Genomic DNA, 19,618 nt, shown 5'->3' with positions numbered 1-19,618 from the left:
GTTGGTAGATTTGATTTGACTTTCAATATTTTATTTCACAAATTGGGTTCTAAATTCAATCCTGAAATATGATATTCTAATCGAATCTTATGGTTTTAGAGTGGATTGATTGATGGTATTATTTGATAATATAATAGTTTGGGTTTTGAATGCGGGATTTTCAAATGAATTGCTTTTAAGAGAGATAAGGTCTGGTTTCCGAAGGTAGGTATTTTTAAAGGGTTTATGATAGTTTATATTAAATTTCACCAGCAGGAATCAATGGAGTCTTGATTTGTAACAAGGTATATTGTGTTTTTATCTGGGGCAAAGATGAAACGACAAAGAATGTCTTGAAACCGACTGAAATAAAATGGTATAATGATAGTAATCTGGAAATCCCTGTTTTGAAAAAAGGAACAAATTAGAATAGTAAAGACTATTATTTTTTTTGATCAAAAATCTTGAAATTTTTGGAGTGTAAATATTAGAAATATATATACAATACAGTGGATAACTCCATTTTTTAAAACACTGAAAACAAGAAGAAAACTGAATGTTTTTTATTTAAACAAATGTTTGATTTTGTAAATATTTAACAGGTTATATGCAGTTAAATGGCGTTTTTTGTATTAAATAGTACTTTTGATTATGATCAGTAAGGTCGTGGTGTGAACTCAAAAAAACTTAAAAAATCATAAAGTTTTCATAAAGTTTTAAAAAAGGAAGCAAATGTTTTTGTATTTATAAAATATGTCGTACTTTTACATCGCCTTGAATGAGGGAACAAGTCAAGGTAATAAATTTTTTTTCATCATTTGTGTTTTTAGAATCGTATCGCCTGATACGATTCTTTTTTTATTTTTCATAGTTTAAGAGAAGATCTATAAAGTAAGAATAGGTGACAGAACCTTCCTGTTGGTTGCTTTTCAGAAAGAGATTGTTGGTGTATCCAAAAAAATCATCCAGCCAGCCCTGATGACTGAGTACAAAATTCTTTTCATGCATACGGTCTCTTTTCATAGCAGGAGAATATTGATGAAGAATATTCTTGACGAATTCCGGGTCTTCTTCCACAATGAACCTTAAAAGGCTTTTTAAAGTGAAAAACTCAGTACTGTATCTCAACTCAAGATTACTGGAATGAATGCCTATTAAATATCCCACAAAATTAGCCTCCTGTTCTCTGGCAAAACCCAGTTGGTGTGAACTTTCATGGGCTGTGGTGAAGGGTATGAAAGTGTGAGGTAATTCAGAGTTATACTGAGCTTCTGCTGTAAAAGGATTGTAGTATCCCAAAATCCCGGTAAAGCTCATTACATTCTTGAACAAACTAGGTTTAATGTCCAATATCTGAGGTGCATGTTTATCCGAAATATAAGAAGGTAATTTTGCCTGTTGATGCAGAATTTCCTGTTGTATAGAATTAAGGTTCGTAATGATGAATACTCCTTTGCTGTCTTCCCGGACAGACTGTCTTGTTATCTTGCATTTTTCAAGATAAGAAAAGGCCAGTTTTTTGGCTTTTTCCACATTCGGTTCTTTCTGGCTTGAAAGCTTCCTGATGATAGGAGCCTGGAAATACAACATTCCCCAAAAGATCTGATAGATAAAGTAAAAAACATTGAGGATGATCAGAATTCTGAGCAGAGAATTATGTCTTCGTTGTTTCCTGAATAGACTGATGAAATAATACAAAAGGAAAGCACCTAACACGATATAAATAAGGTCTCCCATAGAAATTGGGATCCAGCTAAACAATGCCTGATGTGCCCCTTTTTGAAGTTCAAAAAAGCTTTCAAAAAACGAGATCATCACTCCGGATTTTGAGCAAACATAAAACAAAAGAAATTGGGCAAGTAATACACCTGCCCAAAACCTTTTCTTTTTATATATTGTTTTCGTTATATTAATGACCATTACCTTTAGATACTTTGTCAAGATCAATGCCCTGGGCTTTTAAAATCCCACTCACACGGATCGCATAGAATGCAAGATAAGCAAAACAAATAACCCCTACGATATAACTGAAATGAATATTCGTAATATCAGCAATATACCCCTGTATAAAGCTTACGATACCTCCACCCATAATCATCATAATAAGATATCCGGAACCTTGATTGGTGTGCTTTCCAAGTCCGTTAATGGCAAGAGCAAAAATACATGGCCATAGAGTAGAGCAGAAAAGACCTACACTTGTAAATGCATACACAGATACCATTCCTGTAGTTAACATTCCAATTAGTAAAGCTGTAATACCTGCCAAAGAGAAAATCAAAAGCATTCTCGCCGGATTTCCTTTACTTAATATATCACAGATAATCATAGCAATAATAATGAATCCATATACATAGAACGGAGAGAGATCATGCTTCGCAATAGCGTTTACAAATAAAAATACACCAAATGCAAGATAAGGAGCTAAGAACCTTAAGATCTTTTTAAATCCGGCATTCACATCAAATGCTTCTACAGCACCTGTCCAACGACCGATCATCAATGAGGCCCAGTATAAAGAGATGTAAGGGGCTACATCTTTGGTTTCAAATCCTAAGTTTTTTTCCATATAAGCCGGAAGATTACTGGCGGTGGAAACTTCTACACCTACATACACGAAGATCGCGATCATTCCCATCACCAATTGAGGATACTGGAATGCTGATTTTCTATGCTCTCCCGGAGTTGAATCATCCGTATTTTCAGTATTCGTTGGAGTTACAGCAGGAAGAGAAGAAAATTTAAGCATTAAAGCTACAAGAGCAAAAGCAGCTCCTAATATCAGATAAGGTATTTTTACACTTTCTATACTTGCTTCCGTGTTACCTGCGCTTGCAGAACCAAAAATGGCAAATGCAACAATAAGCGGTCCTATTGTAGTTCCTAAGTTATTGATTCCTCCAGCCATTGTTAACCTCTGAGATCCTGTTTCTGTTGGACCTACCTCAATAGCAAGCGGATTGGCAACAATCTGCTGAAGAGAGAAGCCTAAACCTACAATAAATAATCCGGAGATCATTAAAGGGAAAGAATGCATATTGGCCGCCGGGTAAAACAACAGGGTTCCCATTGCGGAAATAAGAAGCCCCACAATAAGGCCGTTTTTGTACCCGATTTTATTGATCAAATCCTGTTTCAGGCTCTTTGATACAATCATATAAATTAAAGAACCTACAGTATACGCTACATAAAAGCATATCTGTACCAGCATACTTTCAGTTTGAGATAGATTGAAGGCTTTTTGAAAAACGGGGATCAGAATATCATTACTGGCTGCTACAAATCCCCAAAAGAAGAATACAGTAACCAATGGAATGAATTGGGCCCAATTGGTTTGTTTAGAATAATTTGACATATTTATTATAGATTTCACAAACAAATATAACTATTTCCTTTCAACGGAATACCTGATTAAGGTTTTTTTTATTTCTTCATAAGCCTCTGCCTTTAAGTCTTTTGGCGAATCGGTAGGCTCAATGATTCCATTGAAATACACCTTTACTCTTCCAGGATAGCCTTTTGAGTTTTCAAAAGGGAACATTTCCTTGAGTCCGATAAAGGTATAAACAGCAATAGGAGAGTTATGTTTTGAGGACAGCATAAATGCTCCGTCCTTAAAGTCATCCAGGATTATAGAAGTGTCGTCCGGTACGCCGCCTTCAGGAAAAATAGCAATACTGTTGCCTTCTTCCATCTTTTCAGCACATCTCCGGTATACATCTGCACGGCTTCTTGCACTTGCTCTGTCTACCATTACACATATCCTTTTATATATAGTTCCGAAAATAGGAATCTTTACCAGTTCTTTCTTCCCTACAAAACATATCGGATGGTCTGGAAATACAATGCAGGTAAGCATAATATCCATGATGGAGGTATGATTAGAGATAAAAACATAAGGAATACTTTTGTCTTTTTCCTGTTCCGAAAGTTTAATGAGGTCATATCTGAAACCCATTCCGTAAAACATTCCGAAACACCATAGCCTGACAAGTTTATAACCGTACTTATAATGTTTTTTGTTAAAGGATAAAATATAGACAGGGATCCCAATAATAACTGTCAGAAAAAATGCCAACAGCAGCAGCCAGAATCTCCAGAGATAATTTAAAATTTTTGTCACAGCTTAACCGTTAAAAATTACTTTCTTTTTTACTGAATAATTCAGAATGGAAACCAGCAATATTGCTGCAATTTTGCTGATCATTTCCGGGCTCAAGGTATAAAAAAATAAATTGATATTATCCTTAAATATGAAGCTGTAGAAGATCTGGAAAAAACCTAGGCTGAGTAACGTTGAAAAAAAGGAGACCACCATAAAATAAACAAACTCTTTTTTCTTTGAGTGTTTTCCTCTTTCAAACACAAACCAGATACTCAGGAAATAATTGGTAATAATCCCACAGCTCGTAGAAAAAATATTGCTTAAAGGATAATGTATACCATGGAAGTTGATTTCCTTTGCAAAGAAATGTGGAAGATAGGTACTGAAAATCTTAAAGCTGCCTATTTCTACAATGGCACTCAGTCCTCCTGCAATAATGAAGAACAGAACCTGTTTCTGGCGTAAGAGTATTTCTTTCATGTAATGAATATAAAAACTAAATATATAATACATATTGTATAAAGTCTGAAATGATTTATATCTCAGAATATAAAGACTTTACTGTATTCCGACTATTAATAACCGTTTTTAGAATGCCAATAATGTCAAAGCTTCACAATATGAGTATGCAAATTTATAACTATATGTTAAACACTGAAAAAAGTTGTTAAAATATTTTTTTTAATTAAAATTATTTCTAATTTTAATATTCAGAATGATGTAATAATGACCTGATAATAAATTCATTTTCAACTTCTTGTGTTGATGGTTTTTTCTATCTTGTAGTGCGCGATTAAGAGCATATACCCCTACATTTTATGACCCAATTATTAATAATATTTGTATGAAAAGTCAAAACAAATACAGAAAATTCCAGCTTCAACAGAAAAATATTGAGGCTCTTGAGAAAGAAAATTCCCGCTTCAAAAGAGTGTATTCAGAATATGAAAATATGTCAGATGAATTGTGGAATCTTGAAAACTCCAAAGGAGAACCAGTGCCTGATGATTTCATCAATGCAATGGTATTACAGACTTCCTATTTAGAAGATGAAATAGAAGATTGGCTATTACAGTTCAACGAAAAAAAGACACAGATTAAACATTAATGATTTTAGACAGCTTCCAGGTTGTTTATAAACGCTAATTGAAGATAAATTCATAATTTAGCACCCTTAAATTAAAATCTAAAATATGGTTGCTATTGTAGATAGTGGTTCTACTAAATCGGATTGGGTAATACTTGATGACTTTAAGAAAGTTTTTCTGAAAACAGAAACAATCGGTTTCAATCCGAATTTTATCAACAGAGAACTTATCGCTCCTGAGATACAGAAAAATAGCAATCTGGTGTCGGTTAAAAATTCAATTACCAAGGTCTTTTTTTATGGTTCTGGATGTGGTGTGAAAAAAAACTGCGAAACTATAGAAGAGGAACTCACAAAAGTTTTTGGAAAAGCAGAAATTATTGTAAAGGAAGATCTGATGGCGGCAGCATATGCAGCATACAGTGGAAAACCTGCTATCGTGTGCATTCTTGGCACAGGATCAAATTCTTGTTTTTTTGATGGTGAAAATTTGAAGATAAAATTACCTTCACTGGGGTTCCTGATTGGGGATGAAGGAAGCGGCAGTGCTATCGGAAAGCAATTGGTACGCAGATATTTCATGAAAAAACTACCTTCAGACCTTCATACCGAATTTGAAGCCAACTATCAGCTTACCGTAGAAGATGCATTGAAAAATATGTATCATACTCCAAGACCGAATGCATATTTGGCAAACTTTACCAAATTTGTGATCGAAAGAAAAGATCATCCTTATTTCAGAGATATGGTATTTGAAGAAATGAAAAGTTTCTTTGAATATCAGGTTCTTCCTTATGAGGAAGCAAAAGATGCCGAGATCAATTTCATTGGCTCTATTGCTTATTATTATGAAAATATACTACGTTCTGTAGCTACAGAACTTAATTTAAATGTGGGACATGTTGTGCAGAAACCAATTGAAAGCTTAGTAGATTACCACATTAAATATATACTTTAACAAAAAACAAAATTTTATGTCAAGTAACAACAATCGTGACGAAAAGAACTTTAGCCAGGCCGCGCTAGATTATCATAAAGCAGAACCCAAAGGAAAAATTGAAGTGATCCCGTCAAAGCCGCACTCTTCTCAAAGAGACTTGTCGCTGGCTTATTCTCCGGGAGTAGCGGTTCCTTGTATGGAAATCCATGATAAACCTGAAACTGTTTATGATTATACAGGAAAAGGAAACCTGGTAGCAGTAATTTCTAACGGTACTGCCGTACTTGGACTGGGAGATATCGGTGCTGAAGCTTCAAAACCGGTCATGGAAGGGAAAGGACTTTTGTTCAAGATCTTTGCAGATATCAACGTATTTGATATTGAGATCGATGAAAAAGATCCTGATAAATTTATTGAAATTGTAAAAGGAATTGCTCCTACTTTCGGAGGGATCAACCTTGAAGATATTAAAGCTCCTGAAGCTTTTTATATAGAACAAAGATTAAAAGAGGAATTGAATATTCCTTTGATGCATGACGACCAGCACGGGACTGCTATTATCTCTGCTGCAGCATTGATCAATTCTTTGCAGATTGCCAATAAAGATATTGATAAAGTAAAAATGGTGGTCAATGGAGCAGGTGCGGCAGCTATTGCATGTACCAAGCTTTATATTTCATTAGGATTGAAAAAAGAAAATGTCCTGATGTGTGACAGTAAGGGAGTGATCAATCATAAGAGAGAAAACCTTACCCCTGAAAAATTAGATTTCATCGCTCAGACGGATATTGAAACATTAGAAGATGCTGTAAAAGGATCTGATGTTTTCGTTGGATTATCAAAAGGAAACGTAATGACTCCGGAAATGCTGTTGAGCATGAACGAAAATCCTATCGTATTTGCTCTGGCTAACCCTGATCCGGAAATTGCTTATGATCTTGCCATTGAAACTCGTAAAGATGTAATTATGGCAACAGGAAGAAGTGATTATCCTAACCAGGTAAACAACGTACTAGGATTCCCTTATATCTTCCGTGGAGCATTGGATGTACAGTCTACAGGAATTAATGAAGAAATGAAACTGGCCGCCGTACACGCGATTGCTGATTTAGCAAAAGAACCGGTGCCGGAAGCTGTAATTTTAGCATACAACGTTCAGAACCTGCAGTTCGGAAGAGATTACTTCATTCCGAAACCGTTTGATAACAGACTGATCACAAAAGTATCAAGTGCTGTAGCGAAAGCAGCTATTGAAAGTGGTGTTGCCAGAAAAACCATTACGGATTTTGAAGAGTATGAGCACCAGCTTTTAGACAGAATGGGAAGAGATGAGAGATTGGTAAGAATGATGCAGAGCCGTGCAAAATCCAATCCGAAAAGAATTACCCTTGGAAATGCTGAAGAATATAATGTATTGAAAGCTGCTCAAATCCTTTATGAAGAAGGAATTGCTTATCCAAGTCTTTTAGGAGATAAAAAATACATCAAGGAGCAGATGGAGCGTTACGGAATTACCCTGGATGTTCCAATCATTGATCCAAGTGATGATGATCAGAAAGAAAACAGAAAAAAATACAGAGAAACTCTTTGGAAGCTTCGTCAGAGAAAAGGAATGAACGAGTACAAAGCGAAGAGATATGTACGTCAGAGAGATTACTTCGGACCTTTAATGCTGAAACATGGTGATACCGACGGGCTTATCGTAGGGTTCTCTAAAAACTATACTTCAGTTTTACGTCCTGTTTTAGAAGTTATTGAAAAAGATAAAGGAGTAGACAAGGTAGCGGCAATGATGATGATTCTTTCTGAAAAGAAACCTATTTTCTTCGCAGATACTTCCATCAACCAGAATCCTACCTCAGAAGATCTTGTGAATATTGCTAAAATGGCAGAATTTACAGTAAAATCTTTTGCAATAGAACCAAGAATTGCCATGCTTGGATTTGAAAACTTTGCTGCCATTTCTGAAACTTCCAAGAAAGTAGCTAAAGCAGTGAGCATTCTTCATGAGAAATACCCTAAAATGATTGTAGATGGTGAAATTCAGCCGGATTTTGCAATGAATGCAGATCACCTTAGCGATTATCCATTCTCTAAATTAGGAACAACACCAGCGAATACATTCATCTTCCCGAACCTGGAAAGTGCTAATCTTTCTTATAAAATTATAAGAGGAATGAAAGTAGCTCAGGTTATCGGACCTATCTTAATGGGACTAAAGCAGCCGGTACACGTTCTTCAGATGCGTTCAAGCGTAGATGAGATCGTTAACCTTGCTACAATTGCTGTTCTTGATGCTCAAAGAAGAGAAAAGAAATAATAAAATCATAACGGTCTAAAGACTGAATCACAGCCAGATGAAGATATTCATCTGGCTTTTTTATTAATTGTTGGTAGAAAATAAGTCTTTTGGTCTGTTGTTTTGTCATTTCTTAAGAAAATAGGACTTAATCTTTTTACTTTTTTATAGATTATTTTTTTAGTTGTTATTTAAGATTTGCAGATAAAGTGTAAAATTTACAATAGGGTTGTATTTTTAATGTAATAGTGCTGTTTTTTTCAATGTCAATACGATTATTTGATATCTTAGATACTATTAAAAACATAAGATATACTAGAACACAGAAATACAAATGCATGAAAAAATATTCAAATATATAGGCCAATAATTTCATAAGTTTATTGTTTGACTCATCATAATGATAAAACAAAGGAGAGGTCTCTAAATAAAAAAGCTGCAGTAATATTTTATTCTTTCATAAATAACAGGTAAATATCTGTTAAGGATTTGTATTGTTTTTTAGTTGATTCTTTTTTAGAAATAAAACATTGAAAAGCAATATATTTACAAAAATCGGGCTCTCTCTGTTTGCTGTAACAGGGATATGGTGTAAATCACAAAAAATCAATTTACATTCTCATGAACTCTCAGTAAATGGTTACCTGAGAACGGGTATAGGATGGACTGATGGAGGGCAGATGGTCAATTTTAATACCCCAGAGAATGTACATAAATTCAGATTGGGAAATGAGGCTAATCACTATGGTGAACTGCAGTTTAATTACAGATATAAAAATAAAGACTCAGTCAGTCTCTATGAAGTCTCTTATATGATGTCGAAATTTATTCCCTATGGGAGTAATGACTACAAACAGTTTCCCGAAACAGCACAGTTCTATGGAAAAATAAATAAAATCGCAAAAAATGCCAGTCTATGGATTGGAAAAAGATATTATGATCGCAGAAACGTAGACATGTTGGATTATTTCTGGATTAACTCTGCGCAAAACTCACAAATGGGAATCGGAATAGAGAATTATCAGGTTAAAAATTCAGGTAATCTAAACCTTGCTTTGATGAGATTTAAATACGGGAATAACGATGCCCATTCTTATGTAACCGATTTCAGGTATCTGGATTTACCCTTTTCAGAATATTCTAAACTCAATTTTCTGGGTCAGTTTAGTTTAAAAAGTCAAAATAATATAACAGGAACACCGAAATCTTCAGGATACGCAATAGGTGGTTGGTGGACGTATTCTAAGAAAAATATCACTCATACTTCAACTGTAATATTCAGAAAAGGAAGCTCCATTACAGAAAGTGCCTATACCGGGAAAACAGTGCCAGAAGATATAGATGATGATGCAATCTATAATCTTGACCATTCCACTTCATTTGATGTCATCAATAACTTTGTTTATGATGATAAAAGAAGACATGCTATACAGGTAGCTCTCACTTATCAGTACAGGAATCTGGGCGTAAAAAGTACAGGTGAAGGGAACGTATTGTTGAGTGACTTTTCAAAAAATTGGTTTAGTATAGGTTTTAGATACCTGTATTATCTTGATAAACACTTTAATCTGGCTCTGGAAGCAGGAAATGATTACATGAAAAATAATAGATCAGGAATAGAAGGCAGTCTGCAGAAAATCACATTTTCGCCTCAGATTTCCTTGGATTATGGCTATTACTCAAGACCTGTTTTAAGACCTTTTATAACCTATGCGCATTGGTCTGAAAATTTCAGTGGGATGGTGGGTGTCTCAGATTTTAATACCAGACTTTTAAAGAAAAATAATGGGATATCATTTGGTCTTCAGCTTGAAGTATGGTGGTGACAAAGCGAATAAACAGTCGAAATTGAGTTCAATTCCGAAACGATGGAATGTGAAACTTCCGATTTTCAAAATCTTTTATGTTTATAATTAAAAGATTGAGTATTGAGTCAAAATTTAAGTTAAAAATCATTCGCGCATGAAATGAAAACATTAATTAGTTTAAATTGCTATATTTGGGAGTTTTAAAAATTAATAATGATATTTTCTTTACAAGGCAACGTCCAAGAACTTACGCCTACCTACGCTGTTATTAATGTACAAGGAGTTGGTTACTACGTGGGAATCAGCTTGATGACCTCGCAGACACTGGTTTTGAATCAGCAGACTTTCTTATTTATCCAGCAGATCATCCGTGAAGATGCTCATCTTCTCTTTGGATTTAACACACGTTTAGAAAAAGAAATGTTCAATCTGTTAATAAGCGTTAATGGAGTGGGGGCTGTTTCAGCATTGATTCTGCTGTCAACACTCAGCCTTGATGAGATTGCTTCTGCAATACTTTCCGGAAATAGTGCACTAATTCAAAAAGCAAAAGGAATAGGTGCAAAAACTGCTGAAAGAATTATCGTAGATCTTAAAGATAAAGTACAGAAATACAGCGATCCAAACGCGAACATTTCTGTGATGGTAGATAATAAAATTAAGGAAGAATCGTTATCTGCATTAGAAGTTTTAGGGATTCCTAAACGTGCAAGCGAGAAGATTGCGGATAGAATCATAAAACAAAATCCAAGCATCTCGGTAGAAGAATTGGTTAAACAAATCTTAAAAAACATTTAACATTTGGTGGCGAATAGTAAGCATCTTAACATATTTTTGTTCCTGTCGTTCCTGTTTATGTCTGTCAGCGCTTTTGCGCAGGTACAAAAAGACACGGCGATTATAAGAAAACAATATGAAGTGGCCGACCCTACGAGGTACGAAGCCTATTACGATATAAAAACCGGGATGTACTATGTGTATCCTAAAATCGGAAACACCATAACGGGGCCTCCTACAGCAATGTCTCCGCAAGAGTATAAAGAATATATGCTTGCAACCCAGACTAAGGCCTATTACAAGGAGAAGTCTGATAAATATAACCTTCTTTTCAGAAGAGACAGATCAGACGCAAGGAAGAAGGGACTTATCCCTTCATTGTTGATTAATAACAGACTCTTTGAAACGATTTTCGGAGGTAATAAAATTGAAATTATTCCTTCAGGGTATGCATCTCTGGATTTTGCAGGGCTTTACCAAAAAATAGATAACCCGATGATCCTGCCACAAAACAGGACAAGTTTCACCTTTGATATTGATCAGAGAATTCAGCTTGGATTATTGGGTAAAGTAGGGGAAAACCTTCAGTTAAAGGCCAATTATGATACCCAGAGTGGTTTTGCTTTCGAAAACAGGATGAACCTTGTTTGGCAGGCAAAAGGAAGCTGGAAAGATCTTCAGAGTAAAGGCCTTGGAAATGTAGATAAACCCAATGAAGGAGGAGAAGATAAAATTATTAAAAGAGTTGAATTTGGTAACGTAAATATGCCGCTTTCAACCAGCCTTATCCGTGGTTCACAATCATTGTTCGGGGTGAAGACAGAATTCCAGTTAGGAAAAACATTCGGAACCGTAGTCCTTTCCCAACAACAGGGTGAAGCTCGGAATATTGTAGTACAGGGCGGTGGTGTTATGAATAACTTTAAAGTCAATGCCATTGACTATGAAGAAAACCAGCATTACTTTTTAGGACATTATTTCCTGAACAAATATGATGATGCGTTACTTAATTATCCACAGATCAACTCAACCATCAATATTACCAGATTAGAGGTATGGGTGCTTGACCAAGGAAACAGTAACCTGGCTTACCAGAAAAGTATTATTGGGATCAGAGACCTGGGAGAAGGCCCTGGCGGAGTCACTTTACCGGATAACTCTCTGAATGGTTTATATGATGCTGTTTCTACAGTCGCAGGAACCAGAGAAGCAGGGAAAAACTATGGTACTCTTTTCCAGGGACAGGTGCTTGGAGCAGATCCCACTCCTTATGATAACGGAGAACAATTCATATACAATACAAAAGCTAGAAAACTGAACAGTAATGAATTTACCTTCCAGCCACAGCTGGGGTATATTTCATTAAATCAAAAACTTAATGATCAGCAGCTTTTAGCCGTTTCATACTCCTTTACCGTTAATGGAAGTAACAAAGTATACAAAGTAGGGGAGTTTTCTGAAGAAAGTCCTGTATTGGTTACTAAAGTATTGAGGGTAAACAATAAAGTGAACACCCAGTCTCCGATGTGGGACCTGATGATGAAGAATATCTATTCTATAGATGCAGGACAGGTATCTCCCGATGGCTTTATCCTTAATGCCTATTACAGAGACCCAAAAACAGGCGGTAAAGTAAACTATCTTCCGGATACTCCTGTAAAAGACCAGAACTTACTGAAATTGTTTAACTGGGACCGTCTTAATATGAACGGTGACATCCAGAATAATAAAGACGGAAGCAAGGGAGATGGTATTTTTGACTTTGTCAACGGGATTACTATCAGGCCGGAAACCGGAAGAGTAATCTTTACGAAAGTACAGCCATTTGGTAGCTATATGCAAAAGGTGTTAGGGGGAACATTTGATCCCCAATACGTTTTCCAGGATCTTTATACCAAGCAAAAACAACAAGCACTCTCCAGTAACCTTGCACAGAGGTATACATTGGAAGGTCGTTATAAAGGTGTTCAGGGTCAAGGTATATCTTTAGGCGCAGTAAATGTTCCTCAAGGATCAGTAAAAGTGGCTGCAAACGGAGTACAGCTTACTGAAGGTGTAGACTATACCGTAGATTATATGCTTGGGACGGTGACCATCATTAATGAAAATGTAAAGCAGTCCGGACAGGCCATTAATATTTCACTGGAAAACCAATTGACATTTAATACCCAAAGAAAAAGATTCTTAGGATTAAATTTAGAAAGAAGATTCAGCGAGAACTTTATTTTAGGAGGGACCGTGATCAATTATTCAGAGTCTCCGCTTACCCAAAAAGTAAACTTCGGACAGGAAGCGGTAAACAATACCATGGCAGGGATCAACTTGATGTACAACAATCAGGCCCCTTATCTGACAAGACTTACCAATAAACTTCCAATGGTAAAAACGGAAGCGCCATCTAACTTAAACTTTAAGATGGAAGCTGCGTATCTGATGCCCGGGCTGAATAAAGGAACAAATAACCAGTCTTATATTGACGATTTTGAACAGACAACTTCCAAGATATCATTAAAAGAACCGGCAGCATGGAGCTTAGCTTCAAAACCCGAAAAGAATAAATTGCCGCCATTTAATACGATACCTGGTAATGATGACTTAACAAGCGGATATGGAAGAGGACTATTAACATGGTATAATATCGACCCTAGATTCTGGGGTGTTGGAGGGAAAGCTCCTTCAGGAATTACACCACAATCCGTATCCAATCACGCTTCCAGAAGAGTACAATATTCAGAGATTTACAACAACAGAGATTTCGTAGCCGGAGAGCAAACTTTCACCAATACATTCGATATCTCCTATTTCCCTAAAGAAAAAGGACCATACAACGTAAACCCTTTAACAGAACAGGCACAAAGCAGATGGGCGGGGATTATGAGATCCATCAGCGTTCCAAACTTTGTTACTTCAAACATCGAATACGTTGAATTCTGGATGATGGATCCATACGCAGATGGTAAAACACTGGGTACTGATCCAAAACTTTTACTTCATTTAGGAAACGTTTCTGAAGATGTATTGAAGGATGGGAAAATGCAGTATGAAAACGGATTGCCAACTCCAGGTACACCATCTTCTACTACGAATTCAAACTGGGGGACACAGCCAAAACAACCGCCAATTTTATACGCCTTCTCTACAGAAGGAGACGACAGAAGAGTACAGGATGCCGGATATGATGGTCTTACTTCTGATCAGGAAGCCATGAGATTCGGGAATACATTTGTAAACCCGGTAACCAATATTGCTGACCCTGCAGTGGATGATTTCGTATTCTATCTTTCTGATAAATTTACAGGAAGCCAGGCTGCTTCAGTGGTGGAACGATACAAATATTTCAGAAACCCGGAAGGAAATTCAGAAGCAAACTCTCTGAACGTAGCTTCACAAACTCCAGATGCTGAGGATATCAATAAAGATTACAACCTTGATCAGACTGAAAACTATAATCAGTATGTGATCAAGCTTGATCAGCCAAGCTTAGCGCTGGGAGGAAACAATATTGTAGATGTAAAAACAGTAAAAGCAACTTTCCAGAACGGACAGACTGCAGATGTAAAATGGTTCCTGTTTAGAATTCCTGTTGCTAATTATGATAAAGCTGAAGGGACTGCAGATCCATCTGTATTGAATAATGTAAGATTTGCAAGATTAATGCTGGCAGGATTTGATCAGACTTCTACCTTAAGATTCGGAACAATGGATCTTGTAAGATCAGACTGGAGAAAGTATGATAGTAAAATTGCCAGTAATGATGTTCCTGGTTCAGACGAAGGAGTAGGTTCTGTGACAGATCCGAATTTTGAAGTAGGAAGTGTAAACATTGAAGAAAATGCACTGAACCAACCTCCATATGTATTGCCTCCAGGAATTGACAGACAGGTACTAAGTGGAAATGCCGGAGCTCAGAGACAAAATGAAGCTTCACTTTACATGAAAGTAAAAGATCTTAAAACTGAGGCAAGAGGAGTGTTCAAAAATACAACATTGGATATGAGAAGATACAAAAAGCTGAAGCTGTTTGTACACGCTCATGATCCATTGAACAGAGTAATAGGAATGGATGAGAAAACCAAATTCTTTATCCGTTTCGGAAGTGATGCTACTGATAACTATTATGAGTATGAATCATCATTAAACCTGACTCCTACTACAGCAACAGCTCCTATGGAGATCTGGCCAATGGAAAATGAGGTCGATTTTGATGTTCAGAATTTTGTAGATGCTAAAATCAGAAGGGACAAATCAGGGGTTACTATTACCAATAGAACGGTTGATCCAGGATATCAGCAACCTTATAAAAATATTTATATCAAAGGTAGACCAAGTTTAGGAAATATTACCACAATTATGATTGGGGTGAGGAATTCTGATCCAAGAGAGGCATCCACTATAACAAGAGTTCTTTGGGTAAACGAAATCCGTCTTTCTGAAATTGAGAATGATGGAGGGTATGCAGGAAATGCCAGCTTAAACTTTAATATGGGAGACTTGGCAACAGTGAATGCCAATGCTTCTTATACATCTGTTGGTTTCGGTAATATCGATTCGAAACCGGCAGAAAGAACACAATCTACTCAATCAGCGTTCAGTATTAATACAGCGATCAATGTAGATAAATTCCTTCCGGAGAAAACAGGGGTGAAAATTCCTCTGAATTATTCTTACTCACAGACCATTGAAGATCCGAAGTACAATCCTCTGGATACCGATGTAGAATTCAGTAAGGCACCGAACAAGGAACAATTGAAAAAAGTAGCGAGAACGTATACTCAGCAGAGAAGTATAGGAGTCGTTAATATGCATAAAGAAAGAGTGAATCCAAATAAAAAGCCTAAGTTTTATGACATCGAAAACGTTTCGGTAACGGCTGTTTATAATGATGATTACTTCAGAGATATCTATACCAAGAGAAATTACAGACAGTATCTGAGAGGATATGTTGATTATAACTACACATTTAAGCCGTGGGTAATCAAACCTTTCAATAAAATGATCAGTGATACTGCGAAGTCTACGAAGTATTTAAGATGGGTGAAGGAATTCAATTTTAACCCGATTCCTACAAGAATCTCTTTCAGAACTGAAATCGACAGAAATTACAACGAACTTGAATTCAGAAATGTAGAAGCTATCCTGAACGGAAATATGAATAGTGACTTTGATGCCATCAGAAACAGAAACTTCTTCTTTGGATGGCAGTATGGATTAGGATTCAATTTCACCAAATCATTAAAACTGGAAATCAATTCTGCAACCAGAACCCTTAATGATAATCTCGATGTGAATTCTATGGATAACAAATCGATCTTCGGGAATGTATTCAGAGCCGGAAGACCGGTGTTGTATAATCACAGAGCGCAGCTGAATTATAAACTGCCATTCCAGTATTTGCCTTATCTTGATTTCATTGATGCAGAAGTGGGGTATGGATTTACCTATAACTGGGCTGCAAGATCTACTTCGTTGACTGGTTTTGTTGATCCTAATACGAATCAGACCGCAAGTTTGGGATCTGTCGGCCAGAATACCAATGTTATTCAGGCAACAGCTTCAGCAGATCTTCCGAAGTTCTTTGGTCAGTTTAATTATTTCAAAAATATAAATGCCAAGCTTCAGAAACGCAGACAGGAGATGGACTCTCTGAACAATGTGTATACAAAACAATGGGAAAAAAACAGATACAGATACAAGAAATATAAATTTAAAAATAGACTTACCCCGCTTCAGAGTGCTGCATTCTTCCTTACTTCTTTCAAACAGTTGAACGTAAGTTATAATGAAACAAACGGAACAGTACTTCCGGGACTAATATCAGCTCCTAACTGGTATGGATCTGGACAGACACTAGGAGGGCCAACTCTGGGATTCCTTTTAGGATCACAGGCAGACATCAGAAGAACCGTAATGGAAAACGGATGGGTGAGTGGTTCCAATTATATGACAGATCCATACGTAAGAATGTCTACCAAAGAATTGAGAGCAGATTTACAGGTGATGCCAATGAACGATTTGAGAGTTGATCTTAATGTACTGCATACTTTCAACAGTAACTTCTCACATACAGGATTTAACTATACCAATAATGGAGTTCCTGATCCTGACTTTACATTTGCCAGCGAAATGATAACGTATTCCAACTCTGCAGTACTTCTTAATACATCATTTAAAGATGGACAGGCGGTTTACCAGGCGATCAGAGAAAATGCGAGAGCACTTTCACAACAGTTGGGAGGACCGGGAGCAGTATTAGACAACAATGGATTTGCTCAGCATTATAGTATTGGAAATGCATATGTATTGATCCCAGCCTTTAGAGCAGCTATGGAAGGAAAATCTGTTACACCTATGACCAATCCTAAGAAAGCAGGATTCCCGTTACCAAACTGGAGAATTACGTATTCAGGATTAAAAAATATTCCTATCATCAGCGGACAGTTCACCAAGTTTGATATTTTACATGGTTACACGGCGACGTATACCGCAACAGGTATCCAAAGCAATGTGGATTATCATGGTAACCCGAATGGATACTATCAGACAGTAGATGATGCTGGGAATGTAATCAAAAACGCAGGGGACAAAATCAATCCGTATACATTCGCACAGGTGGGATATGTAGAATCTTTCTCACCGCTTATCGGGATAGATGTTACCATGAGAAACAATATGCAGTTTGGAATACAGTACAACAAAACAAGAATGATGGTATTGGGATTAGTAAACCAGACGCTTACCGAAGATGCCAATACAGAATATGTAGTAAGACTTGGATATATTGTCAGAAACTTCAGATTGGGAACTGCCAACATCAGAGGAAGAGGAACAAGAGGAAAAGGAAGTGACCTTAACATCAGAGGAGATATTTCATTAAGAGACAGCAAGACCTCCATTATGAATATTCTGTTGAATGATGCCCAGGTTACAGGAGGACAAAGACTGATGAATATCAAACTTTCCGCAGATTATAATGTTTCCGAGAATCTCAACCTGAGAGTATTCTATGAACAGATGACCTCAAAGTATAAGATCTCCACAGCATTCCCGCTGTCTACAGTAAGAGCAGGTATTTCTGCCACATTTACATTCGGAGATTCCGGAGGTGGATTCTAAAAATGATACAAACTTAAAAGTCCTTCAGTTTTGAAGGACTTTTTTTATATCCAATATTTGAAGCTACTATATTTTTGAATACATTTGTACAAAATAAAAATTAAAAAATGAACACACCATCAGAATTAAAGTACACCAAAGATCACGAATGGATCAAGATTGAAGGTAATGTTGCTACAATCGGTATTACAGACTTCGCTCAGGGAGAACTTGGAGACATCGTATACGTAGACATAGATACTGTAGATGATGATCTTAATGGAGGAGATGTTTTCGGAAGTGTAGAAGCAGTAAAGACTGTTTCAGATCTATTCTTACCTATTGCTGGAAAGGTTATTGAGTTCAATTCAGAATTAGAAGCTCAACCTGAACTGTTAAATACAGATCCTTATGGAGACGGATGGATTATCAAATTAGAAATTGCTGATGGGGCAGATCAGTCTGAGTTACTTTCTGCGGATGACTACAAAGCTATCATTGGATAAGATTTCAAAAATATTTAGTAAGATATTGCCCATTTATTGGGCATTTCTTACTTATATGCTTCTCAAACCCGGAGAAGAGAACCATGAATATTGGTTCATGTTCAGTGGTATTGATAAAATTTTACATCTAAGTATATTCGCAGCCTTAGGTTTCTCTTTTATTGCTGCATTTCCTAAAATAAAATTCTCATACTTTTTTCAGATTATCCTTATCTATGCATTCCTTACTGAAATTTTACAGGAAGAAATGGGATTGGGGAGGTCTATGGAAACATTGGATATCGTAGCAGATACTATCGGATGTCTGTTAGGATACTATATATATAAGTTATTAATAAAACGTTTCTTTTAATCCTATCGGCATGCTTTTGTAAAAGAGCTATTTCTCTTAGCCTCTCACTTATCCAAACTCTTCCACACTCCAACCCTCCAACTTTTTTCAGGAGCTTCATCCTGCTCTCCATTTCTACTCCTCGCGCCTGGGCTCTCCCACGTTCAAACCCACTCACCCTCCAACCCTTACTGCGGGGTAACCATTTCTATCAGGGCTAAGGAAGAAACAAATGATGAATTATGAATTATGAATTATGAATTATGAGTTGTGAGTTGTGTGATACGTGGTTTCTGGTTGCGAGTTATAAGGTTCAGATGACAAATACTGATCTCATTATATTTAATAGACGAACTTTATCCCGCTATCATTAAAACTTTCCCTCCATCTATAATATGCATCATCATCTGTGCAAATTTGCGTTATCTGCGTTTCATTATAAATAATTCTTCAATAGGAGGGGGCTTTAGCCCGTTTAATAAAAACCAATCCTCCCTTGGCTTTAGCCCAAACCTATATAAAGACTATTTGTTTCAAACCCACATCTACTATTATATATATGTATACCTTCCATTACTCATTACTCATTACTCATTACTCATTACTTATTACTTATTACTTATTACTTGAACCCCCTCTCCAACGCCCCAACTCTCCAACCCTCCAGCCCCCTCACCCAATACTCCAAACAAAT

The 19,618-nt window shown here is 36.5% G+C and carries 12 protein-coding genes; 8 read left to right on the top strand and 4 right to left on the bottom strand.

The genetic code is table 11. The features are described 5' to 3' along the window. Positions 1–837: 837 nt before the first annotated feature. The 4 genes from OL225_RS21425 to OL225_RS21410 form a co-directional block, all read right to left on the bottom strand. Positions 838–1,794 carry a DUF3810 domain-containing protein gene (locus OL225_RS21425; RefSeq protein ID WP_319800609.1) on the bottom strand — a complete coding sequence of 319 codons (957 nt, stop codon included), beginning with the start codon at positions 1,792–1,794 and terminating at the stop codon, positions 838–840. 94 nt (positions 1,795–1,888) lie between these two features. Next, positions 1,889–3,334 (bottom strand): MFS transporter, encoded by a 1,446-nt coding sequence (locus tag OL225_RS21420; RefSeq protein ID WP_264519533.1) that lies wholly within the window; start codon positions 3,332–3,334, stop codon positions 1,889–1,891. Positions 3,335–3,364: 30 nt separating this feature from the next. Next, the gene (locus OL225_RS21415) at positions 3,365–4,102 is read right to left on the bottom strand and encodes a lysophospholipid acyltransferase family protein (RefSeq protein ID WP_264519532.1); all 738 of its coding nucleotides are present in this window, start codon (positions 4,100–4,102) and stop codon (positions 3,365–3,367) included. Positions 4,103–4,105: 3 nt separating this feature from the next. Further along, complete coding sequence (locus tag OL225_RS21410) at positions 4,106–4,564, bottom strand: GtrA family protein (RefSeq protein ID WP_047373859.1); 459 nt, start codon at positions 4,562–4,564, stop codon at positions 4,106–4,108. Between the two features lie 364 nt (positions 4,565–4,928). Between OL225_RS21410 and OL225_RS21405 the strand changes: the two genes are divergently transcribed. The 8 genes from OL225_RS21405 (at position 4,929) to OL225_RS21370 (ending at position 18,945) form a co-directional block, all read left to right on the top strand. Then, a complete protein-coding gene (locus OL225_RS21405) occupies positions 4,929–5,192 on the top strand; it encodes a hypothetical protein (protein ID WP_047373857.1) in 264 nt (87 codons plus the stop codon). Between the two features lie 85 nt (positions 5,193–5,277). Continuing rightward, a complete protein-coding gene (locus tag OL225_RS21400; protein ID WP_264519531.1) occupies positions 5,278–6,129 on the top strand; it encodes an ATPase in 852 nt (283 codons plus the stop codon). 16 nt (positions 6,130–6,145) lie between these two features. Beyond that, positions 6,146–8,431 carry an NADP-dependent malic enzyme gene (locus OL225_RS21395; protein ID WP_047373853.1) on the top strand — a complete coding sequence of 762 codons (2,286 nt, stop codon included), beginning with the start codon at positions 6,146–6,148 and terminating at the stop codon, positions 8,429–8,431. 509 nt (positions 8,432–8,940) lie between these two features. Further along, entirely contained in the window at positions 8,941–10,236 is a 1,296-nt protein-coding gene (locus OL225_RS21390) for a carbohydrate porin (protein ID WP_264519530.1), read from the top strand. A gap of 195 nt (positions 10,237–10,431) precedes the next feature. Continuing rightward, positions 10,432–11,016, top strand: a complete 585-nt coding sequence (gene ruvA, locus OL225_RS21385) for a Holliday junction branch migration protein RuvA (RefSeq protein WP_047373848.1) — start codon at positions 10,432–10,434, stop codon at positions 11,014–11,016. A 57-nt stretch (positions 11,017–11,073) separates the two neighbouring features. Beyond that, positions 11,074–18,108, top strand: a complete 7,035-nt coding sequence (gene sprA, locus OL225_RS21380; RefSeq protein WP_264519602.1) for a cell surface protein SprA — start codon at positions 11,074–11,076, stop codon at positions 18,106–18,108. Between the two features lie 107 nt (positions 18,109–18,215). Next, positions 18,216–18,593, top strand: coding sequence for a glycine cleavage system protein GcvH (gene gcvH, locus OL225_RS21375; protein WP_047373847.1), 378 nt, complete (start codon positions 18,216–18,218; stop codon positions 18,591–18,593). Positions 18,594–18,618: 25 nt separating this feature from the next. Then, positions 18,619–18,945: a VanZ family protein gene (locus tag OL225_RS21370; protein ID WP_047374019.1), complete on the top strand. Its 327-nt coding sequence runs from the start codon at positions 18,619–18,621 to the stop codon at positions 18,943–18,945. Positions 18,946–19,618: the final 673 nt, after the last annotated feature.

The organism is Chryseobacterium viscerum, assembly GCF_025949665.1.
Lineage (GTDB): Bacteria > Bacteroidota > Bacteroidia > Flavobacteriales > Weeksellaceae > Chryseobacterium > Chryseobacterium viscerum_A.
This window is presented reverse-complemented; position numbering and strand designations above follow the sequence as displayed.

Coding starts and splice junctions, on each gene's coding strand:
- sprA (WP_264519602.1), top strand. CDS start 11,074: ATGTCTGTCAGCGCTTTTGCGCAGGTACAAAAAGACACGGCGATTATA.
- OL225_RS21420 (WP_264519533.1), bottom strand. CDS start 3,334: ATGTCAAATTATTCTAAACAAACCAATTGGGCCCAATTCATTCCATTG.
- OL225_RS21410 (WP_047373859.1), bottom strand. CDS start 4,564: ATGAAAGAAATACTCTTACGCCAGAAACAGGTTCTGTTCTTCATTATT.
- gcvH (WP_047373847.1), top strand. CDS start 18,216: ATGAACACACCATCAGAATTAAAGTACACCAAAGATCACGAATGGATC.
- ruvA (WP_047373848.1), top strand. CDS start 10,432: ATGATATTTTCTTTACAAGGCAACGTCCAAGAACTTACGCCTACCTAC.
- OL225_RS21405 (WP_047373857.1), top strand. CDS start 4,929: ATGAAAAGTCAAAACAAATACAGAAAATTCCAGCTTCAACAGAAAAAT.
- OL225_RS21395 (WP_047373853.1), top strand. CDS start 6,146: ATGTCAAGTAACAACAATCGTGACGAAAAGAACTTTAGCCAGGCCGCG.
- OL225_RS21400 (WP_264519531.1), top strand. CDS start 5,278: ATGGTTGCTATTGTAGATAGTGGTTCTACTAAATCGGATTGGGTAATA.
- OL225_RS21425 (WP_319800609.1), bottom strand. CDS start 1,794: ATGATCTCGTTTTTTGAAAGCTTTTTTGAACTTCAAAAAGGGGCACAT.